This is a genomic window from Mitsuokella apri (assembly GCF_051886055.1).
GTDB lineage: Bacteria > Bacillota > Negativicutes > Selenomonadales > Selenomonadaceae > Mitsuokella.
On sequence record NZ_JBJEXT010000028.1, the window covers coordinates 112901 to 130058 of the forward strand.

Annotated in this window: 14 protein-coding genes and 1 tRNA gene; 14 read left to right on the forward strand and 1 reads right to left on the reverse strand. The window is 56.6% G+C overall.

Annotated features, from left to right (window positions below; translation table 11 throughout):
* Positions 1-48: 48 nt before the first annotated feature.
* The 10 genes from ACI4OH_RS03310 to ACI4OH_RS03355 all read left to right on the forward strand — a co-directional run bounded on the left by ACI4OH_RS03310 (position 49) and on the right by ACI4OH_RS03355 (position 11022).
* Positions 49-501 (forward strand): CtsR family transcriptional regulator, encoded by a 453-nt coding sequence (locus ACI4OH_RS03310; protein ID WP_432646023.1) that lies wholly within the window; start codon positions 49-51, stop codon positions 499-501.
* Between the two features lie 72 nt (positions 502-573).
* Positions 574-1128 carry a UvrB/UvrC motif-containing protein gene (locus ACI4OH_RS03315; RefSeq protein WP_439784162.1) on the forward strand — a complete coding sequence of 185 codons (555 nt, stop codon included), beginning with the start codon at positions 574-576 and terminating at the stop codon, positions 1126-1128.
* Positions 1115-2203 (forward strand): protein arginine kinase, encoded by a 1089-nt coding sequence (locus ACI4OH_RS03320; RefSeq protein WP_439784163.1) that lies wholly within the window; start codon positions 1115-1117, stop codon positions 2201-2203. Before ACI4OH_RS03315 ends, ACI4OH_RS03320 begins: the two co-directional genes overlap by 14 nt.
* The gene (locus tag ACI4OH_RS03325) at positions 2200-4728 is read left to right on the forward strand and encodes an ATP-dependent Clp protease ATP-binding subunit (RefSeq protein WP_435720747.1); all 2529 of its coding nucleotides are present in this window, start codon (positions 2200-2202) and stop codon (positions 4726-4728) included. Before ACI4OH_RS03320 ends, ACI4OH_RS03325 begins: the two co-directional genes overlap by 4 nt.
* 166 nt (positions 4729-4894) lie before the next feature.
* Entirely contained in the window at positions 4895-6277 is a 1383-nt protein-coding gene (gene radA, locus ACI4OH_RS03330; RefSeq protein ID WP_435720746.1) for a DNA repair protein RadA, read from the forward strand.
* Between the two features lie 101 nt (positions 6278-6378).
* Positions 6379-7569 (forward strand): D-alanyl-D-alanine carboxypeptidase family protein, encoded by a 1191-nt coding sequence (locus ACI4OH_RS03335; protein ID WP_439784164.1) that lies wholly within the window; start codon positions 6379-6381, stop codon positions 7567-7569.
* 58 nt (positions 7570-7627) lie between these two features.
* Positions 7628-7712 (forward strand) — tRNA-Leu (locus ACI4OH_RS03340).
* A gap of 56 nt (positions 7713-7768) precedes the next feature.
* Positions 7769-9100, forward strand: coding sequence for a TrkH family potassium uptake protein (locus ACI4OH_RS03345; RefSeq protein ID WP_439784165.1), 1332 nt, complete (start codon positions 7769-7771; stop codon positions 9098-9100).
* Positions 9101-9121: 21 nt separating this feature from the next.
* Positions 9122-9769, forward strand: coding sequence for a potassium channel family protein (locus ACI4OH_RS03350; protein ID WP_435720743.1), 648 nt, complete (start codon positions 9122-9124; stop codon positions 9767-9769).
* A 41-nt stretch (positions 9770-9810) separates the two neighbouring features.
* Entirely contained in the window at positions 9811-11022 is a 1212-nt protein-coding gene (locus ACI4OH_RS03355) for an alanyl-tRNA editing protein (protein ID WP_439784166.1), read from the forward strand.
* A gap of 97 nt (positions 11023-11119) precedes the next feature.
* Here ACI4OH_RS03355 and accC read toward each other — a convergent pair whose 3' ends face one another.
* Positions 11120-12484 carry an acetyl-CoA carboxylase biotin carboxylase subunit gene (accC, locus tag ACI4OH_RS03360; protein WP_439784167.1) on the reverse strand — a complete coding sequence of 455 codons (1365 nt, stop codon included), beginning with the start codon at positions 12482-12484 and terminating at the stop codon, positions 11120-11122.
* A gap of 257 nt (positions 12485-12741) precedes the next feature.
* Between accC and uvrC the strand changes: the two genes are divergently transcribed.
* The 4 genes from uvrC (at position 12742) to ACI4OH_RS03380 (ending at position 17031) form a co-directional block, all read left to right on the forward strand.
* Positions 12742-14571: an excinuclease ABC subunit UvrC gene (gene uvrC / locus ACI4OH_RS03365; RefSeq protein WP_439784168.1), complete on the forward strand. Its 1830-nt coding sequence runs from the start codon at positions 12742-12744 to the stop codon at positions 14569-14571.
* Positions 14572-14618: 47 nt separating this feature from the next.
* Positions 14619-15485, forward strand: coding sequence for a PHP domain-containing protein (locus tag ACI4OH_RS03370; RefSeq protein WP_439784169.1), 867 nt, complete (start codon positions 14619-14621; stop codon positions 15483-15485).
* Positions 15486-15628: 143 nt separating this feature from the next.
* Positions 15629-15790, forward strand: a complete 162-nt coding sequence (locus ACI4OH_RS03375) for a rubredoxin (protein ID WP_432647844.1) — start codon at positions 15629-15631, stop codon at positions 15788-15790.
* 272 nt (positions 15791-16062) lie between these two features.
* A complete protein-coding gene (locus ACI4OH_RS03380; RefSeq protein ID WP_439784170.1) occupies positions 16063-17031 on the forward strand; it encodes a malate dehydrogenase in 969 nt (322 codons plus the stop codon).
* The last annotated feature ends 127 nt before the right edge of the window (positions 17032-17158 follow it).

The following is a 17158-nucleotide window of genomic DNA, read 5'->3' on the forward strand; positions in this document are numbered from 1 at the left end:
AATCAATAATAGTCAAATAGTCAATTAGTTTAAACGAAGGTGATTATCTTGAGTAATATTGCAGATCTTATTGAAGCATACATCCTGCGCCAGCTCGCAGCCAAACAGGATGGCAAGGTGGAGCTGCGCCGTACGGATATCGCCGACGAGATATCGTGTGCGCCGTCCCAGATCAGTTATGTTTTGTCAACGCGCTTTACGCCTGCCAAGGGCTTTGTCGTGGAATCGCGCCGCGGTCTTGGCGGCTACATCCGCATCGTGCAGGTGCCGCTCAAAAATCTCGTCTATCAGGATATGATGGATAAGATTAATGAAGATACGGAGTATCAGACAGTGCAGTCCATGGTCCATTATCTCTTGCAGCACGCGATGATCACGAACCGCGAAGCGGCGCTGATGATGCAGGTCGTATCGTCTGTCTTCGAGTCGGAAGGGATGTCCGCAAAGGAACGCGTGCATCTCTTGAAATCCATGCTGATGACGGTGGAGAATTTCTCGTAGGACCGCCGGCTGCCATGCGGCCGGCTGACGGGAAAACGCAGAGAAGAGTAGAATATAATAAGGAGAATTATCATGTTATGTGATGACTGCGGCCGCAATCGGGCGGTCGTCCATATTACCCAGATCGGGCCGGATGGCAAGATCGAGAAGAATCTCTGTGAGAAATGCGCGGCGAAATACGGTGAATTCCTCATGGAGAACCAGAAACATCGCAATGTGTCGATGAATGACTTTTTAAAGGGCGTGTTCAGTGCGCCGACGAAGGATGATGCAAGGCATCAGGAAGAGCAGATGACCGAGCTCGTCTGCCCGAACTGCGGCATGAGCTACCGCGATTTTCAGCAGACGGGCAAAATCGGCTGCTCGGTGTGCTATGCGACGTTCCGCCGTCAGCTTGAGCCGCTTTTGCGCCGCATTCACGGTTCGAGCACGCACAGCGGCAAGATTCCGCACCGCACGGGCGGCACGCTTGCGGCCAAGCATACGATTGAAAAGATGCGCAGGACGCTGCAGGAATGCGTGGCACAGGAAGAATACGAAAAAGCTGCGGAACTGCGCGACAAGATCCGCCTCTTAGAGAAAGAACTGGAAGAAAAGGAAGGGGGCGCAGAGCATGGCAGTAAATGAACTTTTGCGCAGCAGCCGCCTCTCGTGGCTGGCCGCCGGCGGCAAAGAGAGTGATGTCGTGCTCTCAAGCCGCATCCGCCTCGCGCGCAATTTCCGCGAGATTCCCTTCCCGAACCGCGCGGATTTCAACCAGCTCGCCGAGGTGCGGCTGCAGGCCGAAAAACTGCTGCCGGGCATTGCCGCAGACCTCGGGCAGGAATTTGACATCTTAGACCTCGAACGTCTCACGCCGCTGCAGCGCGATGTCCTCATCGAAAAGCAGCTCATCAGCCGCAATTTCGTCCAGAATCCGCAGCACCGCATCGCCTTTATCACAGCGGACCGCGCGACGAGCATCATGGTCAATGAGGAGGACCATCTGCGCATCCAGTGCATGGCCTCGGGGCTTGACCTCGATACGCCGTTTGCGCGTGCTTCGCATATCGACGATATGGTCGAATCGCAGGTCGACATTGCCTTTGATGAAAAGATGGGCTACCTGACCTCATGTCCGACAAATCTCGGCACGGGCCTCAGGGCTTCGGTCCTTCTGCATCTGCCGGGCCTCGTCTTTACGCGTAATATCCAGAGCATCATGAACATCTCGCCGCAGCTCGGCCTTGCCATCCGCAGTGTCTACGGCGACGAGACGGAGAGCGTCGGCAATCTGTTCCAGATCTCGAATCAGCTGACCCTGGGCTTCTCGGAAGCCGAGATCATCGAGAATCTCAAGACGGCCGTCATGGAAATCGTCTCGCATGAGCGTCAGGCGCGCAAGGCCCTCGCCTTATATATGAAGGAAAGACTCGAAGATGAGGTTTGGCGTGCCTACGGCACGCTGCGCTATGCAAGGCTCCTGTCGGAAAAAGAAGTGCTCGAACTCCTCTCGAAGGTGCGCCTGGGCATTGACCTCAAGCTTATTGGCGAGGTATCCGCAGACTGCTTTGCCGAAATCCTCATCGGCAGCCGCACGAGCTATCTGCAGAACCTTGCCGAAAATGAAAATTTATCCAAGAATGAAATAGACAGGCTGCGGGCACAGCATGTGCGGAGTGCTCTGCTGACCTATGCCCGGAGCCAGGAGGTTCCAAAATGAACTATCGGAATCACTTTACGAGCCGTGCCATCAAGGCCATCGAGTTTGCTCAATACGCCTCGCACGAGCTCGAACAGGATTATATCGGCACGGAGCACATCCTCTTAGGACTGCTGCATGAAAACGGCAGCGTGGCACAGGCGGCCATGGAGGCCGTCGGACTGCGCTTTGACGATGTCATGCAGCGCGTCGAGTCCATGGTCTCGGGGGAAGTCGAGTATCCTGCCGACAATCCTTACTATACACCGCGTGCGAAGCGCGTCATGGAGGGGGCTGTCGAAGAAGCACAGACCCTCGGCCACAATTATATCGGCACGGAGCACATCCTGCTGTCCCTGCTCGAGGAATCCGAGGGCGCGGCGGCGGAACTGCTCGAAGGCATGGGCGTCGACATCGATGCCCTGCAGAACGAGGTCCTCGACCGCATCGACCATCCGCATCCGGCAGACGACGGTCCCGAGCCCTCGCGCGCGGAAAAGATGAAAGCCCGCCAGGCGGGCCAGCTCCTCAAAAAATACGGCCGCAACCTCAATGAGATGGCCAAGGAGGACCGCATGGACCCCGTCATCGGGCGTGAAAAAGAAATCCAGCGCGTCATCCAGATTCTCTCGCGGCGTACGAAAAACAATCCAATCCTTCTAGGCGAACCGGGCGTCGGCAAGACGGCCATCGCCGAGGGCCTCGCAGAGCGCATTGTCGAGGGCTCCGTGCCTTACATGCTGCAGGACAAGAAGGTCGTTTCGCTGTCTCTTGCCTCGCTTGTAGCCGGTGCAAAATACCGCGGCGAGTTCGAGGAACGCCTCAAGGGCCTCATCGACGAGGTGCGCCAGGACGGCAATACCATCCTGTTCATCGATGAGATGCACACGCTCGTCGGGGCCGGTGCCGCAGAAGGCGCGCTCGATGCCGCAAACATCCTGAAGCCGGCACTCTCGCGCGGCGAAATCCAGATCATCGGTGCGACGACGCTCGACGAGTACAAAAAGCATCTTGAAAAAGACGCGGCCCTGTCGCGCCGTTTCCAAACTATTATGGTCGAGGAACCAAGTATCGAAGATGCCAAGAAAATCCTTCTCGGACTGCGCCCCAAATACGAGGACTTCCACTGTGCGCATATCACGGATGAAGCCGTTGAGGCGGCCGTGCGCCTTTCGCACCGCTACATCACGGACCGCTTTTTGCCCGATAAGGCCATCGACCTCATGGATGAAGCGGCTTCGAAGGTGCGCATGAAACAGGTCGCGCAGCCTGAAAAGCTGCAGGAAATCCGCTCGCGCCTCGAAAAACTCGGCGTCGAGAAGGAAGCGGCGATTTCGGCGCAGGATTACGAGCGCGCGGCAGGCATCCGCGACAAGGAGCAGAAGACCAAGGAAGAGCTCGAGGAAGCCAAGCGCAGATTCGAAAAGCGCGGCAAGAGCCGCATCACAGTCACGGCCGACGATATCGCCGATGTCGTGGCTCTCTGGACGGGCGTGCCCGTGCGGCAGATTGCGGCCAAAGAGTCCGACCGCCTGCTCCATATGGAACGCATCCTCACGCGCCGCGTGGTCGGCCAGCAGGAAGCCGTCGAGGCCGTCAGCAAGGCCATCCGCCGCGCCCGCGCCGGACTCAAGGACCCAAAGCGCCCGATTGGCTCGTTCCTGTTTCTCGGCCCGACCGGCGTCGGCAAGACGGAGCTCGCGAAAGCCCTGTCGGAAGCCCTCTTCGGCACAGAGGATGCCATCATCCGCTTCGATATGTCGGAGTACATGGAAAAATATGCCGTCTCGCGCATGGTCGGCGCGCCTCCGGGCTATGTCGGCTACGAAGAGGGCGGCCAGCTCACGGACGCCGTGCGCCGCAAACCGTACTCCATCATCCTGCTCGACGAGATCGAAAAGGCGCATCCGGACGTCTTCAACGTGCTGCTGCAGGTATTAGACGACGGCCGCCTGACGGATGGCAAGGGCCGCACGGTCGATTTCCGCAACACCGTCATCATCATGACGAGCAACGCGGGGGCAAATCTTCTGCGCAGACAGAGCACTTCGCTGGGGTTTGCCGCACATACTACGGAAGCCGAGGAAGAGAAAGAAGCAGAGGAGTCCGCAAAGAAGCGCGTGCTCGGCGAAGTGCGCCACATCTTCAAGCCCGAATTCCTCAACCGCATCGACGAGCTCATCGTTTTCCATCCGCTCGGCCGCACGGAGCTCTCGAAAATCATCGACATCCTGCTGCGCGATGTGCGTGAGCGCCTTGCCGAAAAGAATATCCGCCTCGAGGTCAGCCCTGCCGCGAAGAATATGCTCGTCGACAAGGGCACAGACTTCAAGTACGGTGCAAGACCTCTGAAACGTGCCATCCAGAAACTCATCGAGGATGAGATTGCCGAGCATCTGCTCGCGCGCGATTTCAAGGCCGGCGATACGGTTCAGGTGCGCAAGAACGGCGATAAGCTCGATTTTGTGCGCAAAGACCCGGTCAAGAAAGAAGCCGCTGAGACTGAACAAAAGCCGGCGGAGGCTTTGAGTCATGCGGAAAAATAAGCTGCGTCCGGAAGGATTTTGGGCACAGCTGCAGAATTTCATCATAAATGGCCTATGGTCCATCGTCTGGTTAGGGCGGTGGACCATACGTCTGCTCAGGAAATTTCTGCAGCGTTCTGAGTGATATCGTATTTATATAGAAGGAAAATCTTAGGAGGTGGCTGTCTTGCCGAAAAAGAAAAAGACCGTCTACGTCTGTCAGGAATGCGGCTACGATACCCCAAAGTGGATGGGCCGCTGCCCGTCCTGCGGCGCGTGGAATACACTCGTCGAAGAGACGGTGGCGCCGGAGGCGGATAAGGGCGGTCTGCGCCTCGGCCTTTCTGATGCACAGAAGCCAAAGCCAATCGCAGAAGTTGAAATCGAAGATATGCCGCGCTTTCTGACGGGCTCGGGCGAGCTCGACCGCGTTTTGGGCGGCGGCATTATCCCAGGCTCGATGGTGCTGATTGTCGGTGACCCGGGCGTCGGCAAGTCGAGCCTGACATTGCGCGTCTGCGCCGATGTCGCACGCGGCGGCCGCAGGGTCCTTTATGTGACGGGCGAGGAGAGCACGCGGCAGGTCCGCATGCGCGCCGACCGCCTGCACGCCCTTGCCGACAGTCTGCTCGTTGTCAGCGAGACAAATCTCGAGACCATCGAGACGCATGTGGCCAATGTCAAGCCGGACCTTCTCGTCATCGACTCGATTCAGACGATTTTCAAGCCCGATGTACAGAGCGCGCCCGGCAGCGTCTCGCAGGTCAGGGAGTGTGCTGTTGATTTGCTGCGCATCGCGAAGCAGAACGGCATCGCCGCGTTTGTCATCGGCCATGTAACGAAGGATGGTACTTTGGCCGGCCCGCGCGTCCTCGAGCATATCGTCGATACCGTGCTCTATTTTGAGGGGGAGCGCAATGCGGAATACCGTGTGCTGCGCGCCGTCAAAAACCGCTTCGGCAGCACGAATGAACTCGGACTCTTTGAGATGCGCGATGTCGGCCTCGTCGACGTGCCCGACGCCTCAAAATTATTTCTGTCGGACCGCGAGCAGGATTCGGGCACGGTCATCATCCCGACGGTTGAGGGCACGCGGCCGCTGCTCGTCGAGCTGCAGGCCCTTGTCGCACCAACGCCCTATGTGCCGCCAAGGCGCACGGCGGATTCCGTCGACATCAAGCGCATCCAGCTCCTTCTGGCCGTGCTCGAAAAGCGCGTGCACCTTTCAATCGGTGCCTGCGATGTCTACGTTAAAGTCGCCGGCGGCATCCGCATCGATGAGCCGGCAGCAGACCTCGGCATCTGCGTGGCCATGGCCTCGAGTTTTGCGAACCGCCTGCTGCGCCCAAAGACCATCGTCTTTGGCGAAGTCGGACTCTCCGGCGAGGTCCGCGCCGTCAGTCAGGCCGACCTGCGCGTCAACGAGGCAAAGCGCCTCGGCTTTACGCACGTCGTGCTGCCGATGAAGAATTACCGCCAGCTGCAGGAAAATGACAGCACAAGGGGCATCACGCTTTACGGCGCCGAGACCATCGGCGATGCGCTGCGGCTTGCGATGCCGCGCACTTAAGAACCTGAGACAGAAATATCCTGGAAATATCCCATGGATGCCAGAAAGCGCGTTCCATGTTATAATGGGAATGTAATTTCTGGAAGAGAAAGGATGATTCTGTGAAACTCCTGCACAGTCTTCATAAAAAAATAACAGCCCTGCTGCTCGCTTCTGTACTGGTCCTGCCGCTGCTTTTTTTGCAGTCTGCACCGGCCCTTGCGGAAGGTGAGGCGGGCGCGGATGCACCTGCCGTCAAGGCCGAAGCCGCCATCCTCATCGACGCGGACACGGGCCGCGTGCTCTGGTCGAAAAACGGCGAAGAGCGCCATTATCCAGCGAGCATGACGAAGATGATGACGTGCCTTCTTGGCATCAGCCTGCTGCCGCCCGATGCGAAAATCACGATTTCTGAGAATGCCGCGAACACGGAGGATACGCCGCTGCACATCGCGAAAGGCGATGTCATCACCGCAGAAGAACTCCTGCGCGGCATGATGATGATGTCGGACAACGGCGCGGCCGTGGCCGTTGCCGAACAGATTGACGGCAGCACCGCACTTTTTGCGGAGCGCATGAATGAAAAGGCCGCCGAAATCGGCATGAACGATACGCATTTTGCCAATCCGAACGGCCTGACGGACCCCAATCATTATTCAACGCCGCATGATATGGCACGGCTCGCCCAGTACGGCATGAAGAATCCCGTGTTCCGTGACTTTGTGCGCCAGAAGGAACGCCAGATTAGCTGGCTTTCACCATCTGGCAAAACGATTCTTGCGGAAAACACGAATGAACTCCTCGGCAAATACGCGGGCCTGACGGGCGTCAAGACGGGCTGGACGAAGGCCGCGGGCGGCTGCCTCGCCGCTTCGGCGGAACGCGGCGGCGTGCATCTCATCGCCGTCGTCATGAAATCCCCGACGGAGAATGACCGCTTCACTGATATGCGCCAGATTCTCGACTATGGCTTCGAAAATGTCACGCTCGCAAACGGTCCGACGACGAAAGACGCCTCGCGCCATGTCTGGGTCAAGAACAGCGTGAACTCGCGCGTGCGCGTGCATCCGGCAGCGGACATTGATTTTCCGGTGCTGCCGGGCGAGGATGCGAAGAAATTCGGCGTCCGCTATGAAGTGCCAAAGGTCCTCAGCGGCCCGCTCTACGCCGGTCAGGTGGTTGGCAGAGCCGTCATCACCTATGACGGAGACCCAGTCGGCAGCGTCGATATGACGGCCGACGAGGCGCCGGCAGGCTTTGGCCTTGGCTCTTGGCTCGTCGGCCTCTTCGAGACACCGCTCAGCTGGTTCTGACCAAGCTGAAAATTGACAGAGAAAATCAGGATATGATATAATAGGCACGTTCATTTGAGCGGATGTGGCGGAATTGGCAGACGCGCTGGATTTAGGATCCAGTGCCGCGAGGCGTATGGGTTCGAGCCCCTTCATCCGCACCAGACATACCGACAGGCAGCATCCACGATGCTGCCTGTTTTCTATTGGGGAGGTTTTCATGAATATCACACATCTGCTGGGCAGGCTCTCATCGTTCCAGATTATCGTGCTGAGCTTTGCCCTGCTGATTGGCTGTGGGGCCCTGCTCCTGATGACGCCTTTGGCCACGCAGAGCGGTCAGGGAGCAACGCCGATGGCTGCCCTTTTTACTGCGGTTTCCGCTTCCTGCGTGACAGGGCTCACGGTCGTCGATACGGCGTCGTACTGGTCGCTTTTTGGGCAGTGCGTCATTCTGCTGCTCATCCAGATTGGCGGCCTCGGCGTTGTGACGATGGCCGTGGCCATCACAGTGGGCACGGGGCGGCACGTGAGTCTCATGCAGCGCAGTACGATGCAGGATGCCATCTCGGCCACGCAGGTGGGCGGCATCGTGCGCCTTTTGCGCTTCATCCTGAAGTTCACGGCCGGCGTGGAACTTCTCGGCGCGCTGCTCCTGATGCCGGTCTTTGTCAAAGATTACGGCTGGGCACAGGGCATCTGGATGGCATTTTTCCATGCGATTTCGGCGTTCTGCAATGCGGGGTTTGATATCATGGGCACGCGCGGCGGCGGTTCGCTCATGGCGTATGCGGCAGACCCTCTCGTGAATCTCACGATTATGGGGCTCATTGTCGCGGGCGGCCTCGGTTTTCTTACTTGGGCGGATTTTTCCGTCAATCGCTTTCACTGGCGGAAATGGAGCCTGCAGACGCGCATCGTCGTGCTCATGACGGCCGTGCTCATTCTGGTGCCGGCCATCGTTTTTTACACGCAGGAAAGCATGGGCACGGGCAGTGCCATGCATTTCTGGCAGTCCCTTTTTCAGTCCGTCACGACGCGCACGGCAGGATTCAATACCATGGATATCGAAGACCTCAGCGAGGGCAGCCGCTGCATCATGATTATCCTGATGCTCACGGGCGGCGCGCCGGGGTCCACGGCAGGCGGCATCAAGACGACGACAGCCTTTACGCTTTTTATGGCCATGCTGGCCGTGCTGCGCATGCGTGATGATGTCGAATGCAGCGCGCGCCGCATCCCGACGGAAACGGTCCGTCAGGCTTTGGCCATCTTCCTGATGTATTTGTTCCTGTTCTTCGGCACGAGCATCTGCATCGGTTTTCTCGACCATGTTTCGATGTTCGATGCGATGGTCGAAGTTTCCTCGGCGCTCGGCACGGTGGGCCTCTCAATTGGCCTGACTGAAAATCTCTGCCCGTTCTCGAAGTGCCTGCTGATGTTTTTGATGTATTTCGGCCGTGTCGGTGCCCTGACGATGATTTACGCGCTGCACAGACGCCGCAAAGCCGCACCGTGCCGGCTGCCCGTCGGCAAGATCACGGTCGGCTGATTTTTCTCATGAGGTGAAAAGATGAAATCCATATTGCTCATAGGCCTTGGCCGTTATGGCCGCCATGTCGCGCGCAAGCTGCACGCCATGCACCACGAGATCATGGCCGTCGATAAGAATGAAGAACTCGTCAATCAGGTGCTGCCGTATACGAACAGCGCCCTGATTGCGGACAGCACGGACCCGCATTTTCTGGAATCCCTCGGCGTGCGCGATTTTGACGTCTGCATCGTGGCCATCGGCGACGATTTCCAGAGTTCCCTTGAGACAACGCTGCAGCTGCATGAGCTCGGGGCCAAATACGTCGTCGCACGCGCTTCGAGCAGCATCCAGGAGAAATTCCTGCTGCGCAACGGTGCCGATGAAGTCGTTTACCCCGAAAAGCAGCTGGCCCTCTGGACGGCCATACGCTGCGGCTCCGACCATCTGCTCGATTACTTTGAACTCAGCCCGAGTTATGCCATTTACGAGATTGCCATGCCTAAGAAATGGGCAGAGCACACGGTCGGGGAGCTCGACATCCGCCGCGTCTATCACGTCAACGTTCTGGGCGTACGCTCGTCTGGTCGTCTGCACGTGGACGTCACGCCGCAGACGGCCCTGAAAACGGAAGATTCCGTCCTGATCCTCGGTTCGAGAGAGTCTCTGGGCAAACTCACCGCGCTTTGAGCCATGGGAGACTGAAGATTTTTGAGAAAGGATACGATGATATGGCTATGGAAACAAAACGCTTATTCGATGAAAATGTCATGCAGAAGACCTGCACGGCTGAGGTATTAAACTGTGAACCGTACAAGGACGGTTATGCTATGGTACTCGACCAGACCGTCTTTTTCCCTGAGGGCGGCGGGCAATTAAGCGACACAGGCACACTGTCCGCGGGTGAAAAGAAGATCAGGGTCCTGCATATCCACGAAAAGAACGGCTGCATCTTCCACGAGACGAAAGAGCCGCTTGAAATCGGCGCGCAAGTCACGGCCGAGCTCGACTGGACCGTGCGCTTTGACCACATGCAGCAGCACTGCGGCGAACACATGCTGTCGTATGCGTTTTTCAAACTCTTCGGCGCGCACAATGTCGGCTTCCATATGACGGCGGACATGGTCGGCATTGACCTCGATAAGGAAATGACATGGGAGCAGGCCCTGCAGGCCGAACGCTTCACGAACCGCCAGATTCAGGAGGACCATGCAATTGCGACGAAGCTTGTGCCGGCCGAAGAAGCGGCGAAGATGCATCTGCGCAAATTCAATGATAAGCTCACGGGCATGCTGCGCATCGTCTCGGTCGAGGGCAGTGACTCGTGCACCTGCTGCGGCACGCATCCGACTTCGAGCGGCATGGTCGGTCTCGTCAAGATTTTCAAGGTCGAGAAACACAAAGAGGGTTCGCGCATCAGTTTCCTCTGCGGCCGCGAAGCCCTCGAGCGCGTCGAAAGCTATATGCTGGCAGCCCTTGAAGCCTCGAATCTGCTCTCCATCAAGGAAACGGAACTGCCGGAAGGCGTGGCGCGCCTGCAGCAGGAGAAAAAGGAAATCGGCGAACGCCTGACGGAGTGCACGCAGAAACTCCTCGACTACCGCCTCGCCGAAATGCAGCAGCATCCGGAAACGACGCAGAATGGCGCCAAAAAATTTATCTTTACGGAAGCGGATATGACGCCGAAGGAAGCCAAGGCCCTGATGAAGCGCCTCGGCGAAATTCCTGAGGCCTTTGCCGCCATTTTCTACCGCAGCGGCGAACGCATCAATTACATGTTCGCATCGTCGGAAGGCTGCGATGTGAACTGCCAGCAGGTCATCCGCACGGTCAATGAAGCTTTCGGTGGCCGCGGCGGCGGACGCCCGAATTCGTGTCAGGGCAGCGGCGCTTATGAGGAAAATTGGCAGGAAAAGGCCAAGAACTTGATGGCGGGCATCTGAGCATAAGATCAAAACATAAAGAAGCAAAAAGCACAAAAAAGGAGATACCCGCCAAACTGCGGATATCTCCTTTTTATTGCTGTGTTTTTCGCTTTAATCAGGCGAAGTAGTTCTGGCCGTTCTTCTGGGCTTCGTACGTCGCGATGCGCTTCTTGATGAACTGCGTGTCGATGTTGCCCGTGCGGAAGTAGCTGTCGCTGAGGATCTTCTGGTGCAGCGAGATCGTCGTCTTGACGCCGTCGATGCGGAACTCCTTGAGGGCGCGCTGCATGATCTTGATGGCGTCGCCGCGCGTGCGGCCGTGGACGATGAGCTTGGCGATCATCGAATCGTAGTACGGCTCAATCGAGAGGCCGGCCGTGACGCCCGAATCGAAGCGGACACGCGGGCCGCTCGGCTCGTGCAGGAATGTGATCTGACCCGGAGACGGCATGAAGTTGTTGTCCGGGTCCTCGGCATTGATGCGGCATTCGATGGCATGACCTTCAAAGTGGATGTCAGACTGCGTGATGTCGAGCGGCTCGCCTGCTGCGATGCGGATCTGCGTGCGCACGAGGTCGATGCCCGTGACTTCTTCCGTGACGCCGTGCTCAACCTGAATGCGCGGGTTGATTTCCATGAAGTAGAACTGATTGTCCTTGAGGTCCAAAAGGAACTCGACCGTGCCGACATTGGAATAGTGCACGCTCTTGGCAGCCTTGACGGCCAGCGTGCCCACGCGTTTGCGCATCTCGTGTGTCAGGGCAATCGACGGCGACTCCTCGAGGAGTTTCTGGTTGCGGCGCTGGATGGAGCATTCGCGTTCGCCGAGGTGGATGACTTCGCCGTAGTTGTCGGCGACAATCTGTACTTCGATATGGCGCGAACGTTCGATGTAATGCTCGAAGTAGTAATTCGACTTCTTGAGGTCGACGAGGGCGTCGAGGATGTTCTTGAGGTCATCCTCGTTATGGGCAACATACATGCCCTTGCCGCCGCCGCCCGAAACCGGCTTCAAAATGACCGGATAGCCGACTTCCTTGGCCATCTTGACAGCTTCTTTGTTGTTCTTCAGCGGCTCGCTGCCTTTGGCCATCGGGATGCCGGACGGCAGCATCGAGGCGCGGGCCACGTCCTTGTCACCGACGAGGCGGATGGTCTCCGGCATCGGTCCGATCCACGTGATGCCGTGCTGCGTGACCTGCTCGGCAAAGTCAGCGTCCTCGGAGAGGAAGCCGTAGCCCGGATGGATGGCATCGGCGCCCGTCTCAAGCGCGGCGCGCAGGATGGAGTCCTTGTTGAGGTAGCTGTCCGTGGCGTCAGCGCCGCCAACGCAGACAGCATGGTCGGCCAGCTGCACGTGCAGGGCGTTTTCGTCGGCTTCGGAGTAAATGGCGACCGTCTCGATGTCGAGTTCTTCGCAGGCACGGATGATGCGCACCGCAATTTCGCCGCGGTTGGCAATCAGAACGCGTTTGAACATAGAGTATTCCTCCTGAATTTAAAATATACAGTCTACAGTCGTGATTTTGCTTGTGATTGTGATTGGATGCATAAGCGAGCAGCGCATGGCTGCGGAAAAAATTAGCAGATATTATAACCAGATGCTAATTTCTAATCTGACTTGATTTTATCACATGCCTGCACGAATTGCAATAATAGCATGAAAAAGCAATTTAGAGTATAATGGAAGCGGATTTTCAGAAACGGATATTATCATAAGGAAAAGGGTGTGAGAAATTGACCGAAATTGTTGCCGAAAAACTCAAGCTGCTGCCGGACAGCCCCGGCGTCTACATCATGAAGAACGACCGCGGACAGATCATCTACGTCGGCAAGGCCGTGGTGCTGAAGAACCGCGTGCGGCAGTACTTCCAGCAGAACAAGAACCATTCGCCAAAAGTCAAGGCCATGGTTTCGCATATCGCGGATTTTGAAATCATCATGACGCATTCGGAGGTCGAGGCGCTGATTCTCGAGTGCAATCTCATCAAGAAGCACCGGCCGCATTACAATATCAGCCTGAAGGATGATAAGAGCTATCCGTACGTCAAAGTCACGGTCAACGAGGAATTTCCGCGCGTTTTTCTCACGCACCGTGTGCTAAAGGACGGCGCGCGCTATTTTGGCCCATATACGGATGTCACGGCCGTGCATCAGAGCCTGAAGCTCCTGCGCAAGCTTTTTCCGCTGCGCACCTGCCGCCATCTGCAGGACAGGCCGTGCCTTGAATACCATATCAAGCGCTGCCTCGCGCCGTGCGTGGGCAAAGTCACGAAGGAAGATTACGATGTCATGATCCGCGCCGTGCTGCTCTTTCTGGAAGGCCGCACGGAAGATGTCGAGCGCGAGCTCAAGATGCGCATGGAAAAAGCAGCGGAGCTCTTCCACTTTGAGACGGCTGCGCGCCTGCGCGACCAGCTGCGCGCCGTGCAGAAAATCGCCGAAAAGCAGAATATCGTGACGGGAGCCGGCGACCAGGACGCCATTGGCCTCGCGCGCTCGGAAATCGGCGTCTGCGTGCAGATTTTCTTCATCCGTGCGGGCAAGATGATTGGCCGCGAGCATTTTCTGCTGCAGGGCAGCGAGGAAGAGAGCGACGCGGGTATTCTCGAGGCCTTTCTTTCGCAGTATTACCACCGTGCGGCCTTCGTGCCGCGCGAGATTTTGCTGCCGTTTGCCATTGCGGAAGACGAGAAAAAACTGCTCGAGAGCTGGCTGACGGAGAAGAAAAAAGGCATTCATGTGCAGCTCCTTGTGCCGCAGCGCGGCACGAAGCGCGATATCGTCGCGATGGCCGCAGGCAACGCGGAAAAATACCTTGCCGACGAGGCAGCGCGCCTCAAGCAGGCCAATGACCAGACGATGGGGGCCGTGCGCGAGCTCGGCAAATACCTCGGCCTCAAGAAAGAGCCTTACCGCATGGAGTGTTTTGATATCTCGCATATTCAGGGCTCGGAGACCGTGGCTTCGATGGTCGTCTTTGAAGGGGGACTTCCCAAAAAGTCGGACTATCGCCGCTTCAAGATTCACAGCACGGAGGGCAAGCCCGATGACTTTCTCTCGATGCGCGAAGTCACGACGCGCCGCTATGTCGGCCTGCCCGAAGAAGAACTGCCGGACCTCATCGTCATCGACGGCGGCAAGGGGCAGCTCTCCTCGGCTCTCGAAATCATTCGGCAGGCGGGCGGCCATAAGGATGTGCCCGTGGTCGGCCTTGCGAAGCAGTTTGAACTCGTCTTCAAAGAAGGAGAGAGCGAGCCTGTCGTACTGCCGCGCCACAGTCAGGCCCTTTATCTCATCGAGCGCATCCGCGATGAGGCACACCGCTTCGCCATCACGTATCACCGCAAACTGCGCGGCAAGCGCAATCTCGTTTCGGTGCTCGACCATATCGTCGGCATCGGCCCGAAAAGGCGTCAGGCTCTGCGCACGCATTTTGGCACACTCGCCCGTATCCGCGAAGCCGGTGTCGAAGAACTCCTGCAGGCACCGGGCATGAACCGTCCGGCCGCCGAAGCTGTGTACCACTTTTTTCAGGCACAGCGCGAGTTGAGACGGAAAGACTGAAAAGACCGAACGGAAAAGAAAAAAGAAGAAAAGAAGGAAAAAACTATATGAAAATCATAGATCTGCATGTTCACTCACTTGTGTCAGACGGCAGCTACACGCCGCATGACCTCGCCGTTCATGCCAAAGAGGTCGGTCTTTCGGCTTTTGCCCTGACCGACCACGACAACATTGCGGGCAACGAAGAGGCCGCGGCCGCCGCGAAGGAACAGGGCGTGGACTTTGTAAACGGCATGGAGCTCACGACGGATTTTGAAGGGCGCAAGCTCCACATCGTCTGCCTCGGCTTTGACAAGGAGCATCCGGCTTTCCAGAAGCTCTATCAGCAAATGCGCCGCGTCAAAGAAGGAAAAATTCCGGAAATCATCGACTATGTGCGCGGAAAAGGCATCGATATTTCACTGGAGAAGGTTCAGCCGTATGCCTATGGCCGTATGGACCGCTACGCCGTCATGCGCTATCTCGTTTCGCTGCACCTTTACGACCGCGCGCAGCCGCTCTGGGACAATTACCTCGACCCTGCTGTCGCAATGCTCGGGCTCGACCAAAATGTCCCTGCAGAGGAAGCCCTGCCCGTCATTCATGCGGCCGGCGGTGTGACGTCGCTCGCGCATTTCCATAAGAACATCGGCCTCAAGGGACTGACGCGCGCCGAGCAGGAAAGGGCCATCGTGCGCCTGCACGAACTCGGCCTTGACGGCATGGAGCGCTGGTACCCGAATTACACGCAGGAAGACCGCGACTTTGCCGCGTACATGATTGAAAAATATCGGCTGCTCACGACGGGCGGCACGGATTTTCACGGCTCGAACCGCCCGAATATCGAGATGGGTCATGGCATCGACGGCAATATGGCCGTTCCGTACCGCGTTTATGAGAAAGTTATTCTTTCCTGCAAAAAATTTCATAAATAATGAAAGGGAAGCAGGAAAACGGCAGGGAAACCGCGAATTTAAAGAACGTAACAGATTGAGGAACAGACAGGCCCTGGCCTGATAATCAAAATGTTATAGAGCACAATAATAGGAAGTTATTTTATTTTAAGGAGGCTTTTCTGATGAAAGTTTGGGTTTGCACAGTCTGCGGCTGGATTTACGACGAGGCAAAGGGAGATCCGGATTACGATCTCGCACCGGGCGTTCCGTTTGAGGACCTGCCGGATGATTTCGTCTGCCCGCTCTGCGGCGTAGGCAAGGATATGTTTGAAGAACAGTCCTGATAATTTCATATTGGACAATTGAAGAGGAACTCATTGGTTCCTCTTTTATATTTTTTAGGTTCATTGCGGCGTGTTGTTGGAGTATTCTCTGAATAAATGATGCTAATTATGAAATAAAAAGTATACAGGATGCATTGATTTTTTGACGATACTTTGCTATAATTTACACGTAATGAATCATAAATCTGATGCATACTTTGTTGGCATTCCGAAAGCGGTTTCTGACAAGATGCGCAGAAAGACGCTTTCAAATTATAAGGAGGCAATTTATTATGAAGGTAACAGTTGTTGGTGCAGGTAATGTTGGTGCTACGGTCGCAAACGTTCTTGCTACGAAGAAGTTCTGCAGCGAGGTTGTTCTCGTCGATATCAAAGATGGTGTCCCGCAGGGCAAAGCAATGGATATCATGCAGACGGCTCATATGCTGAACTTTGACACGACGGTAACGGGTGTCACGGCAAAGGTTGACGATCCGGAAGGCTACGCTCCGACGGCTGGTTCTGACGTCATCGTTGTAACTTCCGGCATGCCGCGTAAACCGGGCATGAGCCGTGAAGACCTCATCGGTGTCAACGCTAAGATCGTTAAGAGCGTTGTTGACCAGGCCCTCAAGTATTCCCCGAATGCTTACTTCATCATCATCTCCAACCCGATGGACGCTATGACGTTCCTGACGCTCAAAGACACGAAGCTTCCGCGCAACCGCATCCTCGGCCAGGGCGGTATGCTCGACAGCAGCCGTTTCCGTTATTTCCTCGCACAGGCTCTGACGAAAGCTGGCTATCCGGCTACGCCGGCTGACGTTGATGGCATGGTCATCGGCGGTCACAGCGACAAGACGATGGTTCCGCTCGTCAGCTATGCAACGCTGCGCGGCATCCCTGTAACGCAGCTCCTGAGCAAGGAAGCTCTTGACGATGTTGTCGCTCAGACGAAGGTCGGCGGCGCTACGCTGACGAAGCTCCTCGGCACGTCCGCTTGGATTGCTCCGGGCGCTGCAGCTGCAACGATGGTTGAAGCCATTGCTCTCGATGCTAAGAAGCTCATCCCGTGCTGCGTCTACCTCGAAGGCGAGTATGGCGAGAAGGACCTCTGCATCGGCGTACCGTGCATCCTCGGCAAGAATGGTCTCGAGAAGATTGTCGAAGTCAAACTCGACGGCGAAGAGAAAGCAAAATTCGAGGAGAGCGTTCAGGCTGCCCGCAACACGAACGCAAAACTCGGTGCTGCCCTCAAATAATTGCCTCTTTAAAAGCAAAAGTCGCATAACAAAAGCTCCTGCTTGGCAGGAGCTTTTTTGTGTCTCATTTGACCATGGGGAGCGGTCTGCGCTATGATGAAAGTAAGAAATAATTTATCAGGAGGAT